This is a genomic window from Pseudomonas sp. NPDC089428 (assembly GCF_044749325.1).
Taxonomy (GTDB): Bacteria; Pseudomonadota; Gammaproteobacteria; order Pseudomonadales; family Pseudomonadaceae; genus Aquipseudomonas.
The window spans coordinates 1-23,051 of record NZ_JBIVHT010000010.1; the positions used below are offsets into that span (position 1 = coordinate 1).

Genomic DNA, 23,051 nt, shown 5'->3' on the forward strand with positions numbered 1-23,051 from the left:
TGGCCCGAAACAGACTGTGGGAGCGGGCTTGCCCCGCGAAGCGCCGCGCGGGCGGCGCTCGATCTCACAGGCGCTGAAACCCTCAAGGCATGCACATCTCACAAGCATCGAAAACCTCAAGACATGTACATCCCACAACCCCCGAAAACCTCAAGACATGTACATCCCACACCTTCCGAAAACCTCAAGCCAGGCACCTCCCACCCCAAACACCCTCTCACGCCCGCAATTCCACCCCCCAGCCCACTGGCAAAACCCTCCCGGTCAGTTACCATGCCTGTTTCAACTCTGAGACAAGGCAGTCCTGTGTTCCCTGGCCCGCCCCCCTACCCTCGCCTGTTACTCCTGACCGCCCTGCTCGGCGGCTCGGCCATGGCCGACGACTTGTTCATCGACAACACCGACCTGCCGCAGGTTCTGACCGCCACGCGCCTGAAACAATCCCCGGCGGCGGTGCCCGGCAGCATGACCGTGCTCGACAACGAACTGATTCGCGCCAGCGGCGCGCGCGATATTCCCGAACTGCTGCGCCTGGTACCGGGGATGATGATCGGCTATGGCGCCGGCAACCAGCCGACCGTCAACTACCATGGCAGCAACGTCAACGAAGCACGGCGCATGCAGGTGCTGATCGACGGCCGCTCGGTGTACCGCGCCGGCCTCGCCACAGTGGACTGGAGCGACATTCCGGTATCCATCGAGGACATCGAGCGCATCGAGGTGTTCCGCGGCCCCAACACCGTCAGCTACGGCGCCAACGCGCTGATGGCGGTGGTCAACATCCTCACCCGCAACCCGGCCGACAGCCACGGCACACGGATGAAACTGACCCGCGGCCAGGACGGCATCAACGACTACTACCTCAGCCACGGCTTCGGCTGGGACGGTGGCGACCTGCGCCTGTCGGTGTCGGGCCAGCAGGACGACGGCTTCGATGAGAACCAGTTCGGCCAGGACTACCGCGACAGCCGCCGCCTGAACCGCTTCAACCTCAGCGTCAGCCACGTGCTGGCACCGGACCAGACCCTGGAATGGCAACTGGCGGCCAAGGAAGGCAGCAATCAGCGGCCGTATACCTATCAGCCGGTGTTCCCCTACGTCACCCAGACCGGTGACAACGCCGATGTCAACGCCAAGGACTATGCCGGCTCGGTACGCTGGAACATAGACTTCAACCCCGAGCACAGCCTGTATGTGCAGGGTTCGGCCCAGCATTTCGACCGCCAGCAGGTCTGGCGCGCCTGCGACGCGGCGCTGTCGTTCAGCCCCGAGCTGACCCGCTTGTGGCAGATGAACCCCGACTTCGCCGAAAAGGTCGCCCGCGGGGCAAACAACCCGCCGAGCAGCAGCAACCCTGAAGAACAAGCGCTGGTCGATGCGATCAAGGACCAGTGGAACAACCAGGGCGGCAAGAACGTGGTTTGCGGCGATGTCGACCAGAGCACCCGCGAGACCCGCTATGACCTGGAAGTCCAGGACACCCTGAGCCTGACCGATAGCCTGCGCCTGCTCAGTGGCATGAACTACCGCTATGATCGCGCCGATTCGCAGACCTACTTCAACGGCAGCATCGACGACCAGACCTGGCGCCTGTTCGGCCAGCTGGAATGGCGCGCCGACGAGCACTGGATTGTCCAGGGCGGTGCGATGCTCGAGGATTCGCGGCTGTCCGGCAGTTCCCTGACCCCGCGCATGGCGGTCAACTACCTGATCACCCCGCGCCACGGCCTGCGCGCGGTGTACTCCGAGGCGGTGCGCTCGCCGGACATGTTCGAGAACAACGTCAACTGGAGCTACACGGTCAAGAACCTGAACCCCGCAGCGTTCGGCCAGCGCAATGCCGAATACTTCGTCAAGACCCGCGGCCCTGGCGACCTCGAACAGGAACGCATGCGCTCACGCGAGCTGGGTTACAACGGCTACTTCAGCGACATCGACCTGACCATGGATGTGAAGCTGTTCTACGACGAGATCACCGGAATGATCAGCGAGCCCCTGAAGAACAATCAGTACATCGCCAGCAACGCCAACAAGGCTCGCTTCACCGGCAGCGAGGCGCAGTTCGACTGGCGCCTGGCGCCCCGCGATCGCCTGCGCCTGACCTATGCCTATGTCGATGCCTGGGCCAGCAATCCCGCCGACAGCGCCAACACGGCCCGCAACAGTGGTTCGGCCGGGTGGATGCGTGAATGGGGTGAAGGTTGGTCAAGCGCGCTGTTCTACTACGGTGACGATGCGCTCAACCAGTACCGCTACGAGCGCCTCGACCTGCGCGTGGCCAAGCGTTTTCGCATCCAGGGCAGCAACCTGGAATTGGCCGCGCTGTGGCAACAACGCCTGGACGACGAGCCGACCACGTTGATTCAGAACCGTTATGACAGCCGCCATCGCCTCAGCGTCAGTGCGGAGCTGGAGTTCTGATGGGCCGGCTGCTGCGCCTGCTGCTGATCTGCCTGTGGCCACTGGGTTCGCTGTCCGCCAGCGAAATCCTGCTGGTTGGCGGTGAAGACCAGCCTGGCGTGCGCAGCTTCGTCGAAGCCCTGCAAGGCCGCCGTAGCCATGACCAGGTGCACTTTCGCAGCGTCGCCGAGCTGAACCGCCCCGGTCAGCTCAAGGCTGACGTGCGCCTGGTGCTGCTCGACAGTGCCGCGCTGGAGTGGCGCCTGGCTGAAAGCAGCGGGCCACCTGCCCTGGCCATGCGCATCAGCCGGGTACAGGCTGAACAACGCCTGGGAAAGTCGCGCCCCGCGTACCTGACGCTGCTGTGGAGCGACCCGCCCATGGCCCGGCAGTTACGCCTGGCCCGTTACCTGTTGCCGCAGGCCCAGCGCATCGGTGTGCTCTACGGTGAGCACAGCCACTTCCTGCTCGACGAGCTGCGCCAGGCGGCACGCCCGCTGGGCCTGGAAATCGTCGCCCAGGACTGGCCGGACCAGCGCGACAGCCGCCCCTTGCAGCACCTGCTGGCCAGTAGCGACGTGCTGCTCGGCCTCGATGACCCCGAGCTGTACAACTCGAAGACGGCGAAGAACCTGCTGCTCAGCAGCTATGGCCGGCAGATGGCGCTGATCGGCCCGAACGCCGGTTTCGTCCGCGCCGGCGCCTTGGCCAGCACCTACAGCGACCAGGATGACTGGCTGGCCGTACTCGACCAGTTGCTCGACCAATCCCCGGCGCGCTGGCCGCGCAGCCTGTACCCGACACGCTATGGCGTCAGCGGCAACCAGCAGGTGGCGCGCGCCCTGGGCCTTGAACCGATCGATCCGAAAGCCACCGCCAAGGCCCTGGCCGAAGGAGAACCCACCCCATGAGCAAACGCCTGAGCTGGGACATCCACACCCGCACCCAGATCATCAGCCTGGGCCCGGCACTGTTGCTGACCTTGCTGTTGATCAGCTTCTTCACCTTCGTGCGGATCCAGGATTTGCGCCAGGAGCTGAACCACACCGGGCAGCTGATTGCCAACCAGCTGGCGCCTGCATCCGAATACGGCGTCATATCCGGTAACAATGAAGTGCTCGAAGGCCTGATGCGCGCCACCCTGAGCATCCCGCACGTGCGTTTCCTCGAGGTACAGGACAGCCGCAACCACATCCTGGTCTACGTCGAGCAGCAGGACGAAAGCAATAACCGGGCGCAGCAGGTGGAAGTGTTCCAGGCGCCGATCCGCCTGCAGCAGATCCGCCTGGACAGCGACTTCCTGCAGCAGGGCAAGGCGCCGGCGCCGGCCATCGGCGACGACTACCTGGGCCGGGTGATCGTCGGCATGTCCGACGATGCCTTCAGCCAGCGCCAGCAGGAGATCGTGATCAAGGCCGGCATCCTCGCGCTGTTCGCCCTGCTGTTCACCTTCCTCCTTGCCCGCCGCCTGGCCCTGAGCCTGGCCAAGCCGATCAGCGACATGGGCCACGCGGTCAAGGCCATCCAGCAAGGGGAATACAACGCACCGCTGCCGGTGGTCGACGACAGCGAGCTCGGCCACCTGGCGCGCCACATCAACAACCTGGCCAACGCCCTGGACCAGGCCAGCGCCGAACAGAAGCGGGCCATCGCCCAGTTGATCCAGGCACGCGAGGAAGCCGAACAGGCCAACGGCGCCAAGTCGGAGTTCCTGGCGATGATGAGCCACGAACTGCGCACCCCCATGAACGGTGTGCTGGGCATGCTGCAATTACTGGAAACCACCCAGCTGACCAGCGAACAGGCCGAATACACGGCGGTGGCCAGCGAGTCCACCGGGCACTTGCTGAAAGTCATCAATGACATCCTCGACTTCTCGCGGATCGAACGCACCTCGCTGGAGCTGGAGCACATCGACTTCAACCTGGGTGAGCTGATCACCAGCAGCGTCCAGTCATTCCAGCACAGCGCCCAACAGCGAGGCCTGGAGCTGCACCTGCAATTACCGGCGGAGGGCGCACAGCCGCAGGTGGTTGGCGACCCGACACGCATCCGCCAGATTCTGCTCAACCTGATCGGCAACGCCCTGAAGTTCACCGAGCGCGGCCAGGTTCAGGTCGAGGCGCGCTGGCAACTGCTCGACCGGCAATTGCTGTGGTTCACCTGCAGCGTGCGTGACACCGGCATCGGCATCGACAGCGAACGCCTGGAAATGATGTTCGTCGCCTTTCAGCAAGCCGACAGCTCGATTTCGCGGCGCTATGGCGGCACTGGCCTGGGCCTGTCGATTGCCCGCACCCTGGCCGAGCGCATGGGCGGCAAGCTGCGCGGCGAAAGCCGCGAAGGGCTGGGCTCGACCTTCACCCTGGAAATGCCGCTACCCCTGTCCAGCAGCACACCGGCAACGCTGCCCGGCGCCTCAGCGAACAGTGCGCCGCTCGAGGTGGGTAAACGCATCCTGCTGGTGGAAGACAATCCGGTCAACCAAAGCGTCATCGAAGCCATGCTACGTAGCCTGGGGATGGAGGTCAGCGTGGCCCACGACGGCTTGCAGGCAGTAGAACAGGTCAGCCAGCATCAGTTTGCCGCAGTGCTGATGGATTGCCGCCTGCCCCAGGTGGATGGCTACGAAGCCACCCGACGTATCCGCCAGTTGCCGGCCTGCGAGCAATTGCCGATCATCGCCCTGACCGCCAATGCCTTGCAGGGTGACCGCGAGCGCTGCATGGCCGCCGGCATGAATGATTACCTTAGCAAACCGTTCCGCCGCACCGAGTTGCAACGGGTATTGCAGCGCTGGTTGCCAGGACGGACAGCGGCGACTGGCGATAAATGCTAAAGTGCGGCAGTCTTAAGTACTGGACAGGACCTTACTCGGACCTGAAAATAGACGTTTCAGTGCACACCTGTACTTCTTTCACCAGGTGCGCTGTGACTTTCACCACAACGCAATAGTCTACCTGTAGGCTGCCGCCCCAGAAGCAAGAAGGGGCGGCCGGGAAGATTCATCCCCTGCCGCAGGGGGTTATTGAGGAGCTCGCATGACCAAACAACACGCCTTTACTCGGGAAGACCTGCTGCGCTGCAGTCGCGGTGAGCTGTTCGGCCCAGGTAATGCGCAACTGCCCGCGCCGAACATGCTGATGGTCGATCGCATCACCCATATCAGCGAAGAAGGCGGCAAGTACGGCAAAGGTGAATTGGTCGCCGAGCTGGATATCACCCCGGACCTGTGGTTCTTCGCCTGCCACTTCGAAGGCGACCCGGTGATGCCAGGCTGCCTGGGCCTCGATGCCATGTGGCAGCTGGTCGGTTTCTTCCTCGGCTGGCAAGGCCTGCCGGGCCGTGGCCGTGCGCTGGGTTCGGGCGAAGTGAAATTCTTCGGCCAGGTACTGCCTACCGCCAAGAAGGTCACCTACAACATTCACATCAAGCGCGTCCTGAAGGGTAAGCTGAACATGGCCATCGCCGATGGCTCGGTCAGCGTCGACGGTCGCGAGATCTACACCGCCGAAGCCCTGCGTGTCGGCGTGTTCACCTCCACTGACAATTTCTAAGGGTTATTCGCATGCGCCGCGTCGTTATCACTGGTCTGGGCATCGTATCGTGCCTGGGCAATGACAAAGCTACCGTCACCGAAAACCTGCGCAACAGCCGTCCGGGTATCCGTTACAACCCGGAATACAAGGAAATGGGGCTGCGTAGCCAGGTTTCCGGGTCCATCGACCTCAACCTCGAAGAACTGATCGACCGCAAGGTCTACCGCTTCGTCGGCCACGCGGCTGCCTACGCCTACCTGGCGATGCAGGATGCGATCAAGGATTCCGGCCTGACCGAAGAGCAGGTGTCCAACCCGCGTACCGGCCTGGTTGCCGGCTCCGGCGGCGCCTCGACCCTGAACCAGATGGAAGCGCTGGACACCCTGCGTGAAAAAGGCGTCAAGCGCGTCGGCCCGTACCGCGTCACCCGCACCATGGGCAGCACCGTTTCGGCGTGCCTGGCCACCCCGTTCAAGATCAAGGGCATCAACTACTCGATCTCGTCGGCTTGCGCCACTTCCGCACACTGCATCGGCACCGCCCTGGAGCAGATCCAGTGGGGTAAGCAGGACATCGTCTTTGCCGGTGGTGGTGAAGAAGAGCACTGGAGCCAGTCGTTCCTGTTCGATGCGATGGGCGCCCTGTCGACCAAGCGCAACGAAACCCCGGAACTGGCTTCGCGCGCCTACGACGCCGACCGTGATGGCTTCGTCATCGCTGGCGGCGGCGGCATGGTCGTGGTCGAGGAGCTTGAACACGCCCTGGCCCGTGGCGCCAAGATCTACGCCGAAATCGTCGGCTACGGTGCCACTTCCGACGGCTACGACATGGTCGCGCCAAGCGGCGAAGGTGCCATCCGCTGCATGCAGCAGGCCCTGTCCACCGTCGACACCCCGATCGACTACCTCAACACCCACGGCACCTCGACCCCGGTCGGTGACGTTGCCGAGATGAAGGGCGTTCGCGAAGTGTTTGGCGACAAGGCACCGAAGATCAGCTCGACCAAGAGCCTGTCGGGCCACTCGCTGGGCGCCGCTGGCGTGCACGAGGCGATCTACTGCCTGCTGATGATGGAAAACAACTTCATCGCCGGCTCCGCCAACATCGACGAGCTGGACCCGGAAGTCGCCGACCTGCCGGTACTGCGCAAGACTGAAGAAAACGCCAAGATCGACACGGTCATGAGCAACAGCTTCGGCTTCGGCGGCACCAACGCTACCCTGGTGCTCAAGCGCTGGACTGGCAAGTAAGACGCTACTGCGGCAAGTGAAACGCCCCGACTGGTTCGGGGCGTTTTCATTTGTGTTGCCTGCACTGGCCTCCTCGCGGGGCAAGCCCGCTCCCACAGGGACCGCACAAGCCTTGGGAGCTGCGCAATCCCTGTGGGAGCGGGCTTGCCCCGCGAAGAGGCCAGTTCAGGCGATAGACTATGGCTTGGGCAACACAGCCAGGAAGTTATCCCGAGCCACCTTGTTGGCCACCTCTTCGGGCAAGGCATCCAGGAACGGCCTGAAGCCATGCATCTGCTCCCCCAGGCTGCCAAACCGTCCCACCACATCCGACCCCAGCATGAATCGGTCCGGATGGCGCTCGACCAGCGCCACCCACTCCTTGCGCGGTACGCCCTGCTCGTCCAGCAGATAGGGCTCCAGCACACTCCACGACAAATCCACATACAAATTCGGATAGTCCGCCAGCAAGCGCGTCAACACTGGCAACAGAAAGTCCATCCGCGTCTGGTGCCGATGGATCTCCGCACTGCTTCCGGCATGCGCCCAGATGAACCGGGTATGCGGATGATTGCGCAAGGGCTCTTCGATTTCAGCCAGGTACAGCGGATTGCGCTCGCGCTTGGAGGTGATGTTCGAATGCAGCAACACCGGCATATCGCGCTCGGCCGCCAGGTGATAGATGCGAACCATCGCTTCGTTGTTGGCCCGTGGCGTATCGCCACTGGTCAGCGCAGTCAGGTCGTCATGCCGGGTGAACACTTCGCCGATTCCCTGCCACAGCCCGGGGTTGAGTTCGAGCATGCGCTCGATATGGCTGACGGCATTCTTGTCCACCGGGTTGAAGCCCGTCAGAAAAGGGTGAAAACGCTTTCGTTGCTCGGCCGGCAGCTTTTCCAGCGCAGCAGCCACATAGGTATCGGTGGCGCTGTACCAATAGGCATCGGCGTCGTCGCCGGCGTAATAGCGCGGGCGCTTGGGCTCGTCTTCATGCCATTTCTTGGCCACCGGGATGCCGGAAATCATCGAATGCTCGACTCCTGCCTGATCCATGGCCTTGATCAGCGCCGGCATGCCCTCGGTCTCCTGAAAGAAATCCACATAGTGCAGATGGGCATCGCTGTAGCGGTAGTCACGGGCCTGGGCCATCTGGCACAGCCAGCCAGACAACAGCATGCAGGCCAGCACTCTGGCAATCATGGGCTACATCCTTTTCCTGGCATGAACAGGGTAGACCGGGCAGGCAGCGCAACGGTTCAGCATTACCCGGCAAACCGTTATGCTTGGGGTATTTCCTCCCCGCCTGGAGCCCGCCATGAGCAGCCCCCTGATCATCCGCCCACGCGCCGAATCGGTCGAGGGCCAGCCGATCCTGCGCCCGCTGCCCTCGGCCCAGTGCCGCAGCGTCGGCCCGTTCGTGTTCTTCGACCATATGCTCGAGACCGACTATGCACCGGGCCATGGCATGGATATCCGCCAGCACCCGCATATTGGCCTGTCCACACTGACGTATCTGTTCGAAGGCGCGATCCTGCACAAGGACAGCCTCGGCTCGGAGCAGCGCGTACTGCCGGGTGATGTGAGCTGGATGACCGCCGGCAAAGGTGTGGCGCATGTCGAGCGCACGCCTGCGGACGCCCTGGCCCATGGCTCACGCTTGCATGGGCTGCAGGTATGGCTGGCGTCGCCACGCGAGCATGAGCAAGGCGAACCGAGCTACAGCCACCATCCGGCGGCGAGCCTGCCGGTCAGTGACAACCTGGGCGTGCGCATCTGCATGATTGCCGGCAGCGGGTTCTGCATGGAATCACCGGTACCGGTGCTCTCCCCTACCCTTTATGCGGACGTGCTGATGCAGCCGGCCACTACCCTGGTGGTACCCGACGAACATGAGCAGCGGGCGCTGTATCTGCTCGACGGGGAGCTGTACATGAACGGTGAACCGGTCGAGGCCTGCAGCCTGATGGTGTTGCCGGCAGGGGAAGCGGCCACACTGTATGCCGAGGAAGAATGCCAGCTGGTACTGATTGGCGGCGAACCGCTGGATGGGCCGAGGCGGATGAACTGGAACTTTGTGGCCAGTGATGCGGAACTGATCGAGCACGCTCGGGCCAAGTGGGCTGCGGGGGATTGGCCGGTGGTGCCTGGGGAAACTTCGAGAATCGAGTTGCCTCGCTGATTTTGGGGCTGCTTTGCAGCCCATCGCCGGCAAGCGCGGCTCCCACAGGTACTGCACAGGCCTTGATGACAGTGCTGCCCCGTGGGAGCCGCGCTTGCCGGCGATGGGCCGCAAAGCGGCCCCTGCGATGTCAGCGCTGGAACACTTCAGTAAGCAGGTTGTGCATCGAGCGGAACGCCCGCTCCGAGGTGCGACGGTCATACTGCATCTTGCCCGGCACATTGGCATTCGGGTCGGTGAACGAATGCACCGCACCACCGTAGCTCAGCAGTTGCCAATCCACCTTGGCCGCGTTCATCTCGGCCTCGAACGCCGGCAATTGCTCCTTCGGCACCAATGGGTCGGATGCACCGTGCAATACCAGCACCGAGCCCTTGATACGCTTGGCATCTTCAGGGTTCGGAGTGTCCAGCGTGCCGTGGAACGACACCGCCGCCTTCAGGTCGGCACCGGTACGCGCCAGCTCCAGAGCACAGCAACCACCGAAGCAGAAGCCGAAGGTTGCCACCTTGCCCGGCTCCAGCAGCGCCTTGGACTGCCCCAGCAGTTGGTCCAGGGCCTCTTTCATGCGCTTGCGCAACTCGCCACGGTCGTTCTTCAGCGGCATCATCGCCGCCCCGGCCTCATCAGCATTGGACGGGCGCACCGACTGCCCATACAGGTCGGCAATCAGCACCACATAGCCCTTCTCGGCCACTTCCTTGGCGATACGCTCGGCGCCTTCACCGATGCCCATCCAGTTCGGTGCCATCACCAGACCCGGGCGGCCCAGCGCTCCTGGCTCGTAGACCAGGCGGCTCTCATACGTCTTGCCGGACAGGTGATAGACCAGCGATTCGACGATTACCTTGCTCATCAAGCACTCCTTAGGCACTTTTTCATAAAACAACCCGCCATGAAAAAAGCCCGCCGAAGCGGGCTTTCCTGTACATCAACTCAAGCAGACAGCTCGACCAGCAGCTTGTTCAGGCGACGAACGTAGGCCGCCGGATCCTTCAGGCTGTCACCCGCCGCCAATGCGGCCTGATCGAAGAGGATGTGCGACAGCTCGGCGAAACGGTCTTCGCTCTGCTCGTTGTCCAGCTTCTCGATCAGTGGGTGAGACGGGTTGAACTCGAAAATCGGCTTCGAGTCCGGCACCTTCTGGCCGCTGGCTTCGAGGATCTGGCGCATCTGCAGGCCCAGGTCCTGTTCGCCGATGGCGAGAATCGCCGGCGAGTCGGTCAGGCGGTGCGACACGCGCACTTCGGCAACGCTATCACCCAACGCACCTTTCAGGCGCTCGACCAGGCCTTCCTTGTCCTTGGCCACTTGTTCCTGGGCTTTCTTGTCCTCTTCCGAGTCCAGCTTGCCCAGGTCCAGGTCGCCACGGGCGACGTCGACGAATGCCTTGCCGTCGAACTCGCTGAGGTAGCTCATCAGCCACTCGTCGATACGGTCGGTCAGCAGCAGCACTTCGATGCCTTTCTTGCGGAAGACTTCCAGGTGCGGGCTGTTCTTGACCTGGGCGTAGGACTCGCCGGTGAGGTAGTAGATCTTGTCCTGACCTTCCTTGGCGCGCGCCAGGTAGTCGGCCAGGGCAACGCTCTGCTCGCCGCTGTCGTCCTGGGTGGAGGCGAAGCGCAGCAGGCCGGCGATCTTTTCCTTGTTGGCGAAATCTTCAGCCGGGCCTTCCTTCAGCACCTGGCCGAAGTTCTTCCAGAAGCCCTTGTACTGCTCAGGCTCGTTCTTCGCCAGCTTCTCCAGCATGTCCAGCACGCGCTTGGTCAGCGCGGTCTTCATCGAATCGATGATCGGGTCTTTCTGCAGGATCTCGCGGGACACGTTCAGCGACAGGTCGTTGGAGTCGACCACACCCTTGATGAAGCGCAGGTACAGCGGCAGGAACGACTCGGCCTGGTCCATGATGAACACGCGCTGCACGTACAGCTTCAGGCCGCGTGGCGCTTCGCGCTGGTACAGGTCGAACGGTGCGCGGGCCGGCACGTACAGCAGCGAGTTGTACTCGAGCTTGCCTTCAACCTTGTTGTGGCTCCAGGCCAGCGGGTTCTCGAAGTCATGGCCGATGTGCTTGTAGAACTCCTGGTATTCCTCGTCCTTTACCTCGGAGCGCGAACGGGTCCACAGGGCGCTGGCGCGGTTGACGGTTTCCCATTCCTGCGCTGGCTGTTCTTCACCCTCGGCGGCTGCAGCCTGCTCCTTGGGCAGTTCGATCGGTAGGGCAATGTGGTCGGAGTACTTCTTGACCACGTTGCGCAGGCGCCAGCCATCGGCGAATTCCTGCTCGTCCTTTTTCAGGTGCAGGACGATGCGGGTACCGCGCTGAGGCTTGTCGATGGTAGCAACTTCGAACTCGCCCTCGCCCTTCGACGCCCAGTGCACGCCTTCGGCGGCCGGCAGGCCGGCACGGCGGCTGAACACGTCGACCTTGTCGGCGACGATGAACGCCGAATAGAAGCCCACACCGAACTGACCGATCAGGTGCGAATCCTTCTTCTGGTCACCGGTGAGGTTCTTCATGAAGTCGGCGGTGCCGGACTTGGCGATGGTGCCCAGGTGGGCGATGACATCTTCGCGGCTCATGCCGATGCCGTTGTCCTCGAGGGTCACGGTACCGGCGTCCTTGTCGAAGCTCAGGCGAATCTTCAGGTCGGCGTCGCCCTCGAGCAGCTCTGGCTTGGCCAAGGCCTCGAAGCGCAGCTTGTCGGCGGCGTCGGAGGCGTTGGAGATCAGCTCACGCAGGAAGATCTCCTTGTTCGAGTACAGCGAATGGATCATGAGGTGCAGCAGTTGCTTTACCTCGGTCTGGAAGCCCAGCGTTTCTTTTTGAGTCTCCACACTCATGGTCTTCAAAACTCCGATCTGATGGCAGTGACGCCTGGCGGCCGACATGGCCTGCTTTAACGGCGGATGTCATGCAGATGGGGGCTGCCCGGACGATTTCAAGGGCTTTTCCGGCTCGATCTTGAAATGCGCGCGAGCGGTGGCGATTGGCGAATGCCGGTCAGCCTGCCAGGCGGTGATCGCCACGTTGGTCACGCGCCGGCCCTGGCGCCATAGCTGGCACTGGGCGTAGGTGTCGCGATAATGCCCGGCGCGCAGGTAGTCGATGGAGAAATCGATGATCTTCGGAATGCTCGCGCTCTCGCTGTAGATCAGCAGGTAGAGGGCCGCAGACAGCTCCATGAAACCGGCGATGACACCGCCATGGATGGCCGGCAGCAAGGGGTTGCCGATATTGTCCTGGCTGGCCGGTAGACGAAACAGCAAGTCATCGCCGTCGCGCTGGCACTCGATACCGATCAGGCCGGCGTAAGGGATCAAGGCCAGCAAGGGGCCGTAGTCGCCGACCGCATGGGCCGCGTTCAACTGCTGGCGAACGTCTTCAGGGATCATGCTCCGCCCTCCTTCAGGCTGTTGCCGAAACGGATGCCACCCTTGATCTCCTGGCCCAGGCGCATGAAGGTCCCCACCACATGGCAGATCGGCTGGTCGGGGTCGTCCTGATAGGCCGTGCCACGGGTGAAGATCACCTCACGGGTCACTCGGTAGCACTGGGCATGGCCGTGAATCGGCTTGCCCGGTACTGCGGCGTGCATGTAGTCGATACGCAGGTCCAGCGTCGGACACACCTCGAAGCGTGGCAACACACACAAGGTGGCCATGCCACAGGTGGTATCCATCAAGGTGGTCAACGCCCCGCCGTGTACCGCGCCGGTCTGGGGGTTGCCGACGATCGCCGGCGACCAGGGCATGACCAGTGTCATGCCGTCACTGTCGGCATGGGCCACGCGCATCTGCAATAACTGGCAATGCTTCAATGCTGAAAGAAAACGTTCGGCCATGGCCTGCAAGCTTGAATCGTTCATACGCTGTTTCCGTGATCGCCGCCGTGACGGCATAAAACCAGTAAAAAGTCTATATAGAACGCGGCGTTATATATCTGTAACAGGCACGGAACTTATCCCGCATGGCTGAACTCGAAGGAACAACTCAGTTATTCACCAAGAGGAAACACCCCCATGCGTAAACCTTTTGCTTTTGCTCTGATGCTGGCTGCTGCCATGGGCCTGGCTGCTTGCGATAAAGCGAGCGAAGACAAAGCCCAAGACGCACAGCAACACGCCGAGCAAGCCCAGGAAAAGATGGGCGAAGCTCAGGATAAGATGAACGAGGCCGCCAAGGAAAACGCCGAAGCCGCCAAAGATCAGGCAGAAGCCGAGCAGAAGGCTGCCGAAGAGGCCGCTCCAGCGACTCCGGCACCGGAAACCGCGCCTGCCGAACCTGCCAAGCAGTAATCGACACAAACAAAAAAACCCGACATCGTCGGGTTTTTTTGTGCCTGGATTAATTAGATTTAACGTTTCAGTTAATACTACTGGAACTTTCCCTTGGCACTTCTGTCGGTGCACTTTCAGTGGGCGTGAACACCATGACGTCCAGTACATCTGAATGGAACTCTCGTCGATACAGAATCAGCACGACACCGACACTCACGACCATGAACAGCCACGGGCTGATGAACCAGGTAAGCATGGCCATGCCAAAGTAATAAGAGCGCAAGCCAAAGTTGAACTGGTTGGCGGCCAGCGACAGCACCCGCGCCGCACGTGAGGCAAAGGCCTTGCGCTCCAGTTCGTTGACCTGGCGCTCACCGATCATTGGCGCCGACCCCACCAGCACGGCGGCAAAGTTGTATTGGCGCATGCACCAGCTGAAGGTGAAGAAGGCGTAGACGAACACCATTGCCAGGCACAGCAGCTTGATCTCCGACATGCCCTGGGACGCCTGTTGCACCAGCGGCAGGTCTGCGAGCAGCGACAGCGCGCGATCCGAAGCGCCCAGTACGGTCAGAATGCCGGCGAGAATGATCAGGGTACTGGAGGCGAAGAACGAGGCATTGCGCTCCAGGTTGCCGATCACACTGGCATCGGCGATGCGGTTATCGCGCAGCAGCATGCGGCGCATCCAGTCTTCCCGGTACAGGTGCAGCACGCTGGCCAGGCACGCGGTGTCGCGGCCCTTCCAGATGGCATAGCGGGTGTAGCCGCCCCAGCACAGGGCGAACCAGCAGGCGGCCAGGAGGTTGTGGAGGTTGCTTTGAATAAAGTTCATGCAGAATTCCCGAGGGCCAGGTGCACAAAGAATAGTGACCGGGTTTCGACGCCTACAAGCGGTAAAAGGCACACACTGAAACGAAAAAGCCCCGCATCCTTTCAGATGCGGGGCTTTCGAGTATTCACCTTTGGCGTGCACCCTACGGCTTTTGGCCGGTGCCGCCCTCAGGCTTCAACCTGAACCATCAGGCCAACGCTTCGCGCGGCTTGCCGAGCATGCGGTCAAAGGCCACGGCGCCGATCAGCGTCACCACCGAAGGCACCAGCCAGGCCAGGCCTTGATCGCTCAGCGGCAGGTGTGCCAAGACGTCCGGCAGCACATGGGCAATATCGCTGCCCTTGATCGCATCGACGATACCGAACACCAGCGACACCAGCATCACCGGGGCCAGGATGCGGGTCGGCGAATGCCACAGGTCCTTCACGAAGCTCAAGCCCACCACCACGATGCACGGCGGATAGATGGCGGTCAGCACCGGGATCGAGAACATGATCAGCTTGGTCAGGCCCAGGTTGGAGATCAGCAGCGAGAAGCCTGCCAGGAGCACCACCAGCGCACGGTACGACAGCGGCAGGATCTGGCTGAAGTACTCGGCACAGGCGCAGGTCAGGCCAACGGCAGTCACCAGGCACGCCAGGGCGATCAGCACGGCAAGGAAGCCGCTGCCCAGCGAACCGAAAGTGTGCTGTACGTATGCGTGCAGAACAGCAGCACCGTTGGTGGCACCGGCGGCGATCTCGTGGCTGCCGGCCCCCAGTCGGAACAGGCTGATGTACACCAGGGCCAGGCCAACACCAGCAATCAGGCCGGCGATGATGGCATAACGGGTGATCAGCTTCGGCGACTCGACACCGCGCGAGCGGATGGCGTTGACGATGACGATACCGAATACCAAGGCACCGAGGGTGTCCATGGTCAGGTAACCATCAGAGAAGCCCTTGGAGAACGCGGCGGCGGCATAGGCCGGTTGAGCCTCACCAATGGTCCCGGCCGGCAGCGCGAACGCAGCAATACCCAGCACTGCCAAGGCGATGATCTTCAGCGGCGCGAGGAAGCGGCCGACGGTGTCGAGCAGCTTGCCCGGGTACATGGACACGGCCAGTACCACGGCGAAATACACCAGGCTGTAGATGAACAGCGCCGTCGGGCTTTCACCGGTCAGCGGTGCCACACCCACTTCGAACGAGACGGTCGCGGTGCGCGGTGTCGCGAACAGCGGGCCGACCGACAGGTAGCAAACGGCCGCCAGCAGGCCGCCGAAGAACTTGCCGATCGGGCTGCTCAGGGCGTCCATGCCGCCACCGACCTTGGCCAGGGCGACCACGGTGATGACGGGCAGGCCCACGGCAGTGACCAGAAAGCCGAGGGCAGCCATCCATACGTGCGGGCCAGATTGCAGACCGACGATAGGCGGGAAGATGATGTTGCCAGCGCCTACGAAAAGCGCAAACGTCATAAAGCCAAGCGCCAGGATATCCTGGCCTTTGAGAACTTTCATTTAAGGTAGTACCACACTGCTGAAATCGGGATTCGAGAGGGGATTTCCCTTTGGATGAGGGGAAATGCTGCCCGGCTTGATAGGCCAGACCCGTTTAGCGTGTCGTTCCCTTTTGGGGTACGGGCACAGAGTGAGCGCGTAGATTAACCGTTTTACCCGTTAAACGCACTGGCACAGTGCTGCTTGTCCGATGTGCGTACATGTTTGTCGTCTGTGTGACCGATAACAGTGGGCATTATCCTCTGATTGAAACATTCGTCTGCGCGAAAATTCCTATCGAAATGATCAAAAAGCCTGTTCCCCTGTGCCCTGCCAACGGCACAGGGGGAGTTGCGCATCAATCAACTGGGCTTGCGCTCGTCCATACGCGCCTGCCAAAAGCGCTTGATCTCATGAATATCGGCGAAATTGAACCGCAACTTGGGAACCAGCGTACTGCCACAGCCACCTGCCGCCCTGGCTGCACTGTGCGATGCGGCTTCGTTGCCTGCGTGATAAAGGCGAACCTCAGCCCAGATAGGATTGTTCATGTCTAAACCTCTTGCTTGAGTGAGTGCATCATCGACGATGCGTTTGCCACAAGGCCTCGATGCGCCGATAGGTATCAGCGTCATGATCATCGATGCCTGAATGGATGGGTTGCATATCCTGATCGAAGCTCCACGCACGCAGACCGGGTTGGCCACGTCGCGCATCAGCGATCATCAGAGCCAGCGAAATCGAGAACTCATCGGGCGGCATGACGTAGTGCATATCGTCGAACGCACGCAGGTGCAGCAGCGTGCCGGGGCTTAGCCGTCGCGCCTCGGCAGCCCCCACTATCGGCTTCGCGCCATCACTCAGTTGCGCGGCATTTTCGATAGGCTGCGTGACACTGAGATAGCCGCTGCCGTGGTAACCGACTGCATAGAGTTCGAAGTCGTGGGTATGGGGCAAACCGTAGATGAATGTCTGCTGCTCTACCTTCGCCTCAACAGGCATCCACAGGGTCATGCGCAATGACATTTCCAATGAATGAAACAATGAAAAGCTGTAGGCGTTGTAGGCTTGATCACCCCGAGTAAAGCCATGCTCACCCAGATGCGCCCGTACTCCCTCCCCCAGCAGCCCGCGGTTTTCAGCCAGTGCGCGCAGAACATCCTGTATTGGCTCCCGGCCAGGTTTGCGCAGCAGCGCTTGCAGGCGCTCGATACCTTTACGCAGATTCATGCCCACTCCTTCGCCAGGTAACCTGACACCAGCTCATCCAGCTGCTCATCCCCGCCTGCCCGCAACAAAGCACAGTACTCGTGCCGCCGTTCTGGCGAATGCTTCACGAGGATCTGGAATGCCTGCCAACGCAGCGCAGGGTGCGGGTGGTACACCAATGCTTGCGCCACTTCCTGCAGGCCTGGGTCGTCGACTGCTTGCAACGCCCGCAGCAGTACAATGAACCTGGACACCTCCCCGTCGGCTGGAAACCAGGCAATACAGGCCAGGCTCTCTCGCTCGTACACGGCGATGTCAACTCCCGCTAAAGGTACGCTGAGGCTGAATGCCAAGTGCTCGGCTACTCCTGGCTGGCTCAAGCCCACGACCTGGTGCTCGCCACGAATCAGCAAGGGTGCCTGCGGGTGAACCCGCACCCACTCGGGACATACCAGATGAGCGCCTACACGGCGATAGACACAGAGTGAATAGCTCACGCCTGAAGGAGCAAACCAGATGCAGTGGCCAGATGTGGAGTACAGATGCTCAGCGCCCCCTTGCACCCCGACGATGTCCAACACCATGCCTTTTTCAAGGTCGAAGCTCAGCCGATTACCAGCAGAGGTCGCGACACTGGCAAGCAAACGATCGCGCTCACCCTCGGGCGTACGGGCTTTTCGCCGATCGAAGCGCTGCCAAACCTGCTCGATCAGCAACCGCATGTCTAGCGAGCGAACATGCTCAAGCAAGGCTTCAGGGGAATTGGCGATGACAGATAGCGTTTTGAACATGGGCCTCGACACTCACACGATCACGTCGGGCGAATGATCGCGGCAGAGGTGCTCGACAACGCAGCCGGTAACGCTGCCACAGAAACGACAAAGGCCACCCGAAGGTGGCCTCTGTGCGCGTGGGGGGTGTTGCAGGTATTACTTCTTGGCTTCCCAGCCGGTCAGCTCGGCCAGGGCCTTGCCGATGTCAGCCAGGGAACGCACGGTTTTCACACCAGCGTCTTGCAGTGCGGCGAACTTCTCGTCCGCAGTGCCCTTGCCGCCGGAGATGATGGCGCCAGCGTGGCCCATGCGCTTGCCCGCAGGTGCGGTAACACCGGCGATGTAGGAAACGACTGGCTTGGTGACGTTGGCCTTGATGTAGGCCGCCGCTTCTTCTTCAGCCGAACCGCCGATCTCACCGATCATGACGATCGCTTCGGTCTTCGGGTCTTCCTGGAACAGCTTCAGGATGTCGATGAAGTTGGAGCCTGGGATCGGGTCACCGCCGATGCCCACGCAGGTCGACTGGCCGAAGCCGGCGTCGGTGGTCTGCTTGACCGCTTCGTAGGTCAGGGTGCCGGAGCGCGAAACGATACCGACCTTGCCTGGCAGGTGGATGTGGCCTGGCATGATGCCGATCTTGCACTCGCCCGGAGTGATGACGCCTGGGCAGTTAGGGCCGATCAGGGTCACGCCCAGCTCGTCGCACTTGACCTTGGCATCCAGCATGTCCAGGGTAGGAATGCCTTCGGTGATGCAGACGATCAGCTTGATGCCGCCGAAGGCTGCTTCCAGGATCGAGTCCTTGCAGAAAGGAGCCGGAACGTAGATGACCGAAGCGTCAGCGCCGGTGGCTTCCACGGCTTCTTTCACAGTGTTGAACACTGGCAGGCCCAGGTGGGTGGTGCCACCCTTGCCCGGAGTAACGCCGCCGACCATCTTGGTGCCGTAGGCGATGGCCTGTTCGGAGTGGAAAGTACCCTGCGAGCCGGTGAAGCCCTGGCAGATGACTTTGGTGTCTTTATTGATCAGGACGCTCATTACTTGCCCTCCGCAGCTTTGACAACTTGTTGAGCAGCGTCGGTCAGGCTGGTTGCCGCAATGATGTTCAAACCGCTTTCTGCCAGTACTTTAGCGCCCAGTTCGGCGTTGTTACCTTCAAGGCGAACAACAACCGGCACTTTTACGCCAACTTCTTTCACTGCACCGATGATGCCTTCGGCAATCATGTCGCAGCGAACGATGCCGCCGAAGATGTTGACCAGAACGGCCGCGACATTGCTGTCGGACAGAATGATCTTGAACGCTTCGGTAACGCGCTCTTTGGTAGCGCCGCCGCCCACGTCGAGGAAGTTGGCTGGCTTGCCGCCGTGCAGGTTGACGATGTCCATGGTACCCATGGCCAGGCCGGCACCGTTGACCATGCAGCCGATGTTGCCTTCGAGTGCAACGTAGTTCAGTTCGAACTTGGCAGCGTGGGCTTCACGGGCGTCGTCCTGCGACGGGTCGTGGAAGGTCTTCAGCTTGGGCTGACGGTACATGGCGTTGGCGTCGATGTTGATCTTGGCATCGAGGCAGTGCAGGTCGCCGTCGGCCTTGATCACCAGCGGGTTCACTTCCAGCAGGGCCAGATCGTGATCCTTGAACAGCTTGGCCAGGCCAACGAAGATCTTGGCGAACTGTTGAACTTGCTTGCCTTCCAGACCCAGCTGGAACGCCAGCTCACGACCCTGGAACGGCTGAGCGCCAACCAGTGGGTCGATGGTAGCCTTGAGGATCTTCTCAGGAGTTTCGTGAGCGACTTTCTCGATGTCCACGCCACCTTCGGTGGAAGCCATGAACACGATACGGCGGCTCGAACGGTCCACTACAGCGCCCAGGTACAGCTCTTTGGCGATGTCAGTGCAGGACTCGACCAGGATCTTGGAGACTGGTTGACCGTTGGCGTCAGTCTGGTAGGTCACCAGATTCTTGCCCAACCACTGCGCAGCGAACGCCTTGGCGTCTTCCTTGCTGCGAACCAGCTTGACGCCGCCCGCTTTACCGCGACCACCAGCGTGGACCTGAGCCTTTACGACCCACTCCGAACCGCCGATCTTGTCGCAGGCTTCAGCCGCTTGCTCAGGGGTATCGACAGCGAAACCCTTGGAAACTGGCAGGCCGTATTCAGCGAACAGCTGCTTACCCTGATACTCGTGAAGATTCATGCTTTTTACCGTCTTCGTTAGGTACTGCGCTTCGGCGCTGCGCCATTGCTGGCGCCGCACCACCTGTGACCATTGACCCCGGGTTTTCCCGTGTAGCCTGGTCCGGCGGACGTTCCGCGGTGAGTCATGCACGCAAGACTCACGACGGGCAGCCCGCCGTGGTTTCTTATAATTAACGCTTCTTACGGTTGGCCACGTGAATGGCGCCGCCATTCACTGCCAGCGCTGCTTCATGCAGCGCTTCGGACAGGGTTGGATGGCTGAAGACCATCATGCCCAGATCCTCGGCACTGGTGCCGAATTCCATTGCGATTGCGCCCTGCTGTACCAGTTCGGCAGCCGATGGGCCAATCACGTGAACACCCAGGACGCGGTCGGTCTTGGCGTCGGCGATGACCTTGACGAAACCACCGGTATCGTTGGCTGCCATCGCACGGCCGCTGGCCGCGAACGGGAAGGTGCCTACGTTAACCTCAACACCCTCGGCCTTCAAGGCTTGTTCGGTCTTGCCGACCCACGCGATTTCCGGGTGGGTGTAGATGACCGACGGGATCAGGTCGTAGTTCATCTGGGCCTTGTGGCCCTTGATGCGCTCGACGACCATGATGCCCTCTTCCGAGGCCTTGTGCGCCAGCATCATGCCACGCACCACGTCACCGATGGCGTATACGCCTGGAACGCTGGTAGCGCAGTAGTCATCGACGAAGATGTAGCCACGCTCGTCGATGGTCACGCCGCTGTCGGCAGCCAGCAGGTCGGTGGTCACCGGACGACGGCCGACCGCGACGATCAGCTTGTCGAAGGTGATCTTCTGCTCGCCTTCGGCGTTGGTGTAGGTCACTTCGACTTCGTTGCCGTTGACTTTCGAACCGGTGACGCGAGCGCCCAGCTTGATGTCCAGGCCTTGCTTGGTCAGGGTCTTCTGGGCTTCTTTCGACACGGCGGTGTCGGCAGCCATCAGGAAGGTGTCCAGGGCTTCCAGAACGGTGACTTCAGCACCCAGGCGAGCCCATACCGAGCCCAGCTCCAGGCCGATCACGCCAGCACCGATCACGCCCAGGCGCTTCGGTACCGCTTGGAATTCCAGGGCGCCGGTGGAGTCGACGATGACGTTCTGGTCTACCGGAGCCGGCGGAATGTCAATCGGGCGCGAGCCGGAAGCGAGGATGACGTTCTCGGCTTCGATGACTTCGGTGGTGCCGTCAGCCTTGGTGACTTCGACCTTCTTGCCAGCCAGCAGTTTGCCGTGGCCCTGGATCGAGGTAACGCCGTTGGCCTTGAACAGGGTGGCAACGCCACCGGTCAGGTTCTTGACGATGCCAGCCTTGCGGCCAACCATCGCGGCGACGTCCATCTTCACTTCGCCAGTGGAAATACCGTGGACGTTGAAGCTCTCTTTGGCTTCCTTGTACTTCCAGGAGCTGTCCAGCAGCGCCTTGGACGGAATGCAGCCTACGTTCAGGCAGGTGCCGCCCAGGGCCAGCTTGCCCTCGGCGTCGGTGTACTTCTCGATACAGGCAGTCTTCAGACCAAGTTGTGCGGCCTTGATGGCAGCAACATAGCCGCCAGGACCTGCACCGATTACCACTACGTCGAATTTCTGGGTCATAAAAGATTCCTTATCAGCTACAAGCTACAGGCCGCGGACCGCGCGGCATGGCTTCTGGCGAAGCCAGGGCCGGCACGGTACGCAGCCAGAGGGTTAGATGTCCAGCAGCAGGCGAGACGGATCTTCCAGCAGGTTCTTGATGGTGACCAGGAAGGTTACCGCTTCCTTGCCATCGATCAGGCGGTGATCGTAGGACAGTGCCAGGTACATCATCGGGCGGATAACCACTTGGCCGTTGATGGCCATCGGACGCTGGATGATGTTGTGCATGCCGAGAATCGCGGCCTGCGGCGGGTTGACGATCGGCGTCGACATCATCGAACCGAAGGTACCGCCGTTGGTGATGGTGAAGGTGCCACCGGTCATCTCTTCGATGGCCAGCTTGCCGTCACGGGCTTTCTTGCCGAAGGTGGCGATGCCGTTCTCGATTTCAGCCAGGCTCATCGACTCGGCGTTACGCAGTACCGGAACCACCAGGCCACGGTCGCTGGACACGGCAACGCCGACGTCGGCGAAGCCGTGGTAGACGATGTCGTTGCCGTCGATCGAGGCGTTGACAGCTGGGAAGCGCTTCAGCGCTTCGGTGGCGGCCTTGACGAAGAACGACATGAAGCCCAGGCGTACGCCGTTGTGGGTCTTCTCGAACAGGTCCTTGTACTTCGAACGCAGGGCCATGACTTCGGTCATGTCGACTTCGTTGAAGGTGGTCAGCATGGCCATGTTCGACTGGGCTTCGACCAGGCGCTCGGCGATCTTGGCACGCAGGCGGGTCATCGGCACGCGCTTCTCGGTGCGGTCGCCAGCGGCAACCACAACCGGAGCAGCAGCAGCGGCGGCAGCAGCTGGCTTGGCAGCCGGAGCCGACTTCTTGTTGGCGACGGCGGCAACGACGTCTTCCTTGGTGATGCGACCACCTTTGCCGGTGCCGGCAACGGTCGCCAGATCGATACCGCTCTCTTCAGCCAGCTTGCGCGCGGCAGGAGCTGCGATCGGGTCGTCTTCGCCAGCGTCGGCAGCAGCGGCAGCCGGAGCAGCAGCGGCCGGGGCGGCAGCTGGAGCGGCGGCGGCAGCACCACCTTCAACGATCGAACCCAGCACTTCGTCGGACAGGACGGTGTCGCCCTCGCCCTTGACGATGGCACCCAGCACGCCGTCGGCGGTGGCCAGCACTTCCAGGACGACCTTGTCGGTCTCGATGTCGACGATCAGCTCGTCACGCTTGACGGCGTCGCCCGGCTGCTTGTGCCAGGTGGCAACGGTGCCATCGGCAACCGATTCCGGGAAGGTTGGGGCTTTGATCTCGATAGCCAT

General features: G+C 61.7%; 21 protein-coding genes. 7 read left to right on the forward strand and 14 right to left on the reverse strand.

All coding sequences use genetic code 11. The annotated features are described in order from the left end of the window. The first annotated feature begins 273 nt into the window (after positions 1-273). The 5 genes from ACIPZ5_RS18555 (at position 274) to fabB (ending at position 7,189) form a co-directional block, all read left to right on the forward strand. Positions 274-2,421 carry a TonB-dependent receptor gene (locus tag ACIPZ5_RS18555; RefSeq protein WP_343598583.1) on the forward strand — a complete coding sequence of 716 codons (2,148 nt, stop codon included), beginning with the start codon at positions 274-276 and terminating at the stop codon, positions 2,419-2,421. Beyond that, positions 2,421-3,311, forward strand: coding sequence for an ABC transporter substrate-binding protein (locus ACIPZ5_RS18560; protein ID WP_343598584.1), 891 nt, complete (start codon positions 2,421-2,423; stop codon positions 3,309-3,311). Before ACIPZ5_RS18555 ends, ACIPZ5_RS18560 begins: the two co-directional genes overlap by 1 nt. Next, entirely contained in the window at positions 3,308-5,239 is a 1,932-nt protein-coding gene (locus tag ACIPZ5_RS18565) for a response regulator (RefSeq protein ID WP_400810048.1), read from the forward strand. The genes ACIPZ5_RS18560 and ACIPZ5_RS18565 overlap by 4 nt, the downstream gene beginning before the upstream one ends. Positions 5,240-5,441: 202 nt before the next feature. Continuing rightward, on the forward strand, positions 5,442-5,957 hold the full coding sequence (fabA, locus tag ACIPZ5_RS18570; RefSeq protein ID WP_012315334.1) for a 3-hydroxyacyl-[acyl-carrier-protein] dehydratase FabA: 516 nt from the start codon (positions 5,442-5,444) through the stop codon (positions 5,955-5,957). 11 nt (positions 5,958-5,968) lie between these two features. Then, a complete protein-coding gene (fabB, locus tag ACIPZ5_RS18575) occupies positions 5,969-7,189 on the forward strand; it encodes a beta-ketoacyl-ACP synthase I (protein WP_050706509.1) in 1,221 nt (406 codons plus the stop codon). Between the two features lie 177 nt (positions 7,190-7,366). Here the strand turns inward: fabB and ACIPZ5_RS18580 are convergent, their stop codons facing one another. Continuing rightward, positions 7,367-8,368 (reverse strand): amidohydrolase family protein, encoded by a 1,002-nt coding sequence (locus ACIPZ5_RS18580; protein WP_343600078.1) that lies wholly within the window; start codon positions 8,366-8,368, stop codon positions 7,367-7,369. 115 nt (positions 8,369-8,483) lie between these two features. Between ACIPZ5_RS18580 and ACIPZ5_RS18585 the strand changes: the two genes are divergently transcribed. Next, positions 8,484-9,347 (forward strand): pirin family protein, encoded by an 864-nt coding sequence (locus ACIPZ5_RS18585; protein WP_400810050.1) that lies wholly within the window; start codon positions 8,484-8,486, stop codon positions 9,345-9,347. Positions 9,348-9,477: 130 nt separating this feature from the next. On the opposite strand, the gene ACIPZ5_RS18590 is transcribed toward ACIPZ5_RS18585, so the two are convergent. The 4 genes from ACIPZ5_RS18590 to ACIPZ5_RS18605 form a co-directional block, all read right to left on the reverse strand. Further along, the gene (locus ACIPZ5_RS18590; RefSeq protein ID WP_261943334.1) at positions 9,478-10,203 is read right to left on the reverse strand and encodes a dienelactone hydrolase family protein; all 726 of its coding nucleotides are present in this window, start codon (positions 10,201-10,203) and stop codon (positions 9,478-9,480) included. Between the two features lie 80 nt (positions 10,204-10,283). Continuing rightward, positions 10,284-12,191, reverse strand: a complete 1,908-nt coding sequence (gene htpG / locus ACIPZ5_RS18595; RefSeq protein ID WP_343600074.1) for a molecular chaperone HtpG — start codon at positions 12,189-12,191, stop codon at positions 10,284-10,286. 69 nt (positions 12,192-12,260) lie between these two features. Then, the gene (locus ACIPZ5_RS18600; RefSeq protein WP_261943332.1) at positions 12,261-12,743 is read right to left on the reverse strand and encodes a PaaI family thioesterase; all 483 of its coding nucleotides are present in this window, start codon (positions 12,741-12,743) and stop codon (positions 12,261-12,263) included. After that, the gene (locus ACIPZ5_RS18605) at positions 12,740-13,216 is read right to left on the reverse strand and encodes a PaaI family thioesterase (RefSeq protein ID WP_400810052.1); all 477 of its coding nucleotides are present in this window, start codon (positions 13,214-13,216) and stop codon (positions 12,740-12,742) included. Before ACIPZ5_RS18605 ends, ACIPZ5_RS18600 begins: the two co-directional genes overlap by 4 nt. Before the next feature lie 153 nt (positions 13,217-13,369). Between ACIPZ5_RS18605 and ACIPZ5_RS18610 the strand changes: the two genes are divergently transcribed. Next, positions 13,370-13,645, forward strand: a complete 276-nt coding sequence (locus tag ACIPZ5_RS18610) for a hypothetical protein (RefSeq protein ID WP_261944283.1) — start codon at positions 13,370-13,372, stop codon at positions 13,643-13,645. Between the two features lie 67 nt (positions 13,646-13,712). On the opposite strand, the gene ACIPZ5_RS18615 is transcribed toward ACIPZ5_RS18610, so the two are convergent. The 9 genes from ACIPZ5_RS18615 to odhB form a co-directional block, all read right to left on the reverse strand. Next, on the reverse strand, positions 13,713-14,462 hold the full coding sequence (locus ACIPZ5_RS18615; RefSeq protein ID WP_313714359.1) for a DUF599 family protein: 750 nt from the start codon (positions 14,460-14,462) through the stop codon (positions 13,713-13,715). A gap of 187 nt (positions 14,463-14,649) precedes the next feature. After that, positions 14,650-15,963 (reverse strand): branched-chain amino acid transport system II carrier protein, encoded by a 1,314-nt coding sequence (brnQ, locus tag ACIPZ5_RS18620; protein WP_343600067.1) that lies wholly within the window; start codon positions 15,961-15,963, stop codon positions 14,650-14,652. A 341-nt stretch (positions 15,964-16,304) separates the two neighbouring features. Further along, the gene (locus ACIPZ5_RS18625; protein WP_343600065.1) at positions 16,305-16,493 is read right to left on the reverse strand and encodes a hypothetical protein; all 189 of its coding nucleotides are present in this window, start codon (positions 16,491-16,493) and stop codon (positions 16,305-16,307) included. Positions 16,494-16,521: 28 nt separating this feature from the next. Beyond that, positions 16,522-17,172 (reverse strand): hypothetical protein, encoded by a 651-nt coding sequence (locus ACIPZ5_RS18630; RefSeq protein WP_400810055.1) that lies wholly within the window; start codon positions 17,170-17,172, stop codon positions 16,522-16,524. Continuing rightward, positions 17,169-17,942, reverse strand: a complete 774-nt coding sequence (locus ACIPZ5_RS18635) for a hypothetical protein (RefSeq protein WP_400810057.1) — start codon at positions 17,940-17,942, stop codon at positions 17,169-17,171. Before ACIPZ5_RS18635 ends, ACIPZ5_RS18630 begins: the two co-directional genes overlap by 4 nt. A 138-nt stretch (positions 17,943-18,080) precedes the next feature. Next, entirely contained in the window at positions 18,081-18,965 is an 885-nt protein-coding gene (gene sucD / locus ACIPZ5_RS18640) for a succinate--CoA ligase subunit alpha (RefSeq protein ID WP_016393102.1), read from the reverse strand. Next, positions 18,965-20,131, reverse strand: coding sequence for an ADP-forming succinate--CoA ligase subunit beta (gene sucC / locus ACIPZ5_RS18645; RefSeq protein WP_011534748.1), 1,167 nt, complete (start codon positions 20,129-20,131; stop codon positions 18,965-18,967). Before sucC ends, sucD begins: the two co-directional genes overlap by 1 nt. Before the next feature lie 172 nt (positions 20,132-20,303). Then, positions 20,304-21,740, reverse strand: coding sequence for a dihydrolipoyl dehydrogenase (lpdA, locus tag ACIPZ5_RS18650; RefSeq protein ID WP_003254207.1), 1,437 nt, complete (start codon positions 21,738-21,740; stop codon positions 20,304-20,306). 93 nt (positions 21,741-21,833) lie between these two features. Further along, entirely contained in the window at positions 21,834-23,051 is a 1,218-nt protein-coding gene (gene odhB / locus ACIPZ5_RS18655) for a 2-oxoglutarate dehydrogenase complex dihydrolipoyllysine-residue succinyltransferase (RefSeq protein ID WP_400810059.1), read from the reverse strand.

Bases quoted from the DNA above. Each gene is read 5' to 3' on its own strand.
- ACIPZ5_RS18590 (WP_261943334.1), bottom strand. From the start codon at position 10,203: ATGAGCAAGGTAATCGTCGAATCGCTGGTCTATCACCTGTCCGGCAAG.
- ACIPZ5_RS18630 (WP_400810055.1), bottom strand. From the start codon at position 17,172: ATGAATCTGCGTAAAGGTATCGAGCGCCTGCAAGCGCTGCTGCGCAAA.
- ACIPZ5_RS18615 (WP_313714359.1), bottom strand. From the start codon at position 14,462: ATGAACTTTATTCAAAGCAACCTCCACAACCTCCTGGCCGCCTGCTGG.
- htpG (WP_343600074.1), bottom strand. From the start codon at position 12,191: ATGAGTGTGGAGACTCAAAAAGAAACGCTGGGCTTCCAGACCGAGGTA.
- sucD (WP_016393102.1), bottom strand. From the start codon at position 18,965: ATGAGCGTCCTGATCAATAAAGACACCAAAGTCATCTGCCAGGGCTTC.
- ACIPZ5_RS18580 (WP_343600078.1), bottom strand. From the start codon at position 8,368: ATGATTGCCAGAGTGCTGGCCTGCATGCTGTTGTCTGGCTGGCTGTGC.
- ACIPZ5_RS18625 (WP_343600065.1), bottom strand. From the start codon at position 16,493: ATGAACAATCCTATCTGGGCTGAGGTTCGCCTTTATCACGCAGGCAAC.
- ACIPZ5_RS18565 (WP_400810048.1), top strand. From the start codon at position 3,308: ATGAGCAAACGCCTGAGCTGGGACATCCACACCCGCACCCAGATCATC.
- ACIPZ5_RS18560 (WP_343598584.1), top strand. From the start codon at position 2,421: ATGGGCCGGCTGCTGCGCCTGCTGCTGATCTGCCTGTGGCCACTGGGT.
- ACIPZ5_RS18605 (WP_400810052.1), bottom strand. From the start codon at position 13,216: ATGAACGATTCAAGCTTGCAGGCCATGGCCGAACGTTTTCTTTCAGCA.
- ACIPZ5_RS18635 (WP_400810057.1), bottom strand. From the start codon at position 17,942: ATGTTCAAAACGCTATCTGTCATCGCCAATTCCCCTGAAGCCTTGCTT.
- fabB (WP_050706509.1), top strand. From the start codon at position 5,969: ATGCGCCGCGTCGTTATCACTGGTCTGGGCATCGTATCGTGCCTGGGC.
- odhB (WP_400810059.1), bottom strand. From the start codon at position 23,051: ATGGCTATCGAGATCAAAGCCCCAACCTTCCCGGAATCGGTTGCCGAT.
- brnQ (WP_343600067.1), bottom strand. From the start codon at position 15,963: ATGAAAGTTCTCAAAGGCCAGGATATCCTGGCGCTTGGCTTTATGACG.
- lpdA (WP_003254207.1), bottom strand. From the start codon at position 21,740: ATGACCCAGAAATTCGACGTAGTGGTAATCGGTGCAGGTCCTGGCGGC.
- ACIPZ5_RS18585 (WP_400810050.1), top strand. From the start codon at position 8,484: ATGAGCAGCCCCCTGATCATCCGCCCACGCGCCGAATCGGTCGAGGGC.
- ACIPZ5_RS18610 (WP_261944283.1), top strand. From the start codon at position 13,370: ATGCGTAAACCTTTTGCTTTTGCTCTGATGCTGGCTGCTGCCATGGGC.
- sucC (WP_011534748.1), bottom strand. From the start codon at position 20,131: ATGAATCTTCACGAGTATCAGGGTAAGCAGCTGTTCGCTGAATACGGC.
- fabA (WP_012315334.1), top strand. From the start codon at position 5,442: ATGACCAAACAACACGCCTTTACTCGGGAAGACCTGCTGCGCTGCAGT.
- ACIPZ5_RS18555 (WP_343598583.1), top strand. From the start codon at position 274: ATGCCTGTTTCAACTCTGAGACAAGGCAGTCCTGTGTTCCCTGGCCCG.
- ACIPZ5_RS18600 (WP_261943332.1), bottom strand. From the start codon at position 12,743: ATGATCCCTGAAGACGTTCGCCAGCAGTTGAACGCGGCCCATGCGGTC.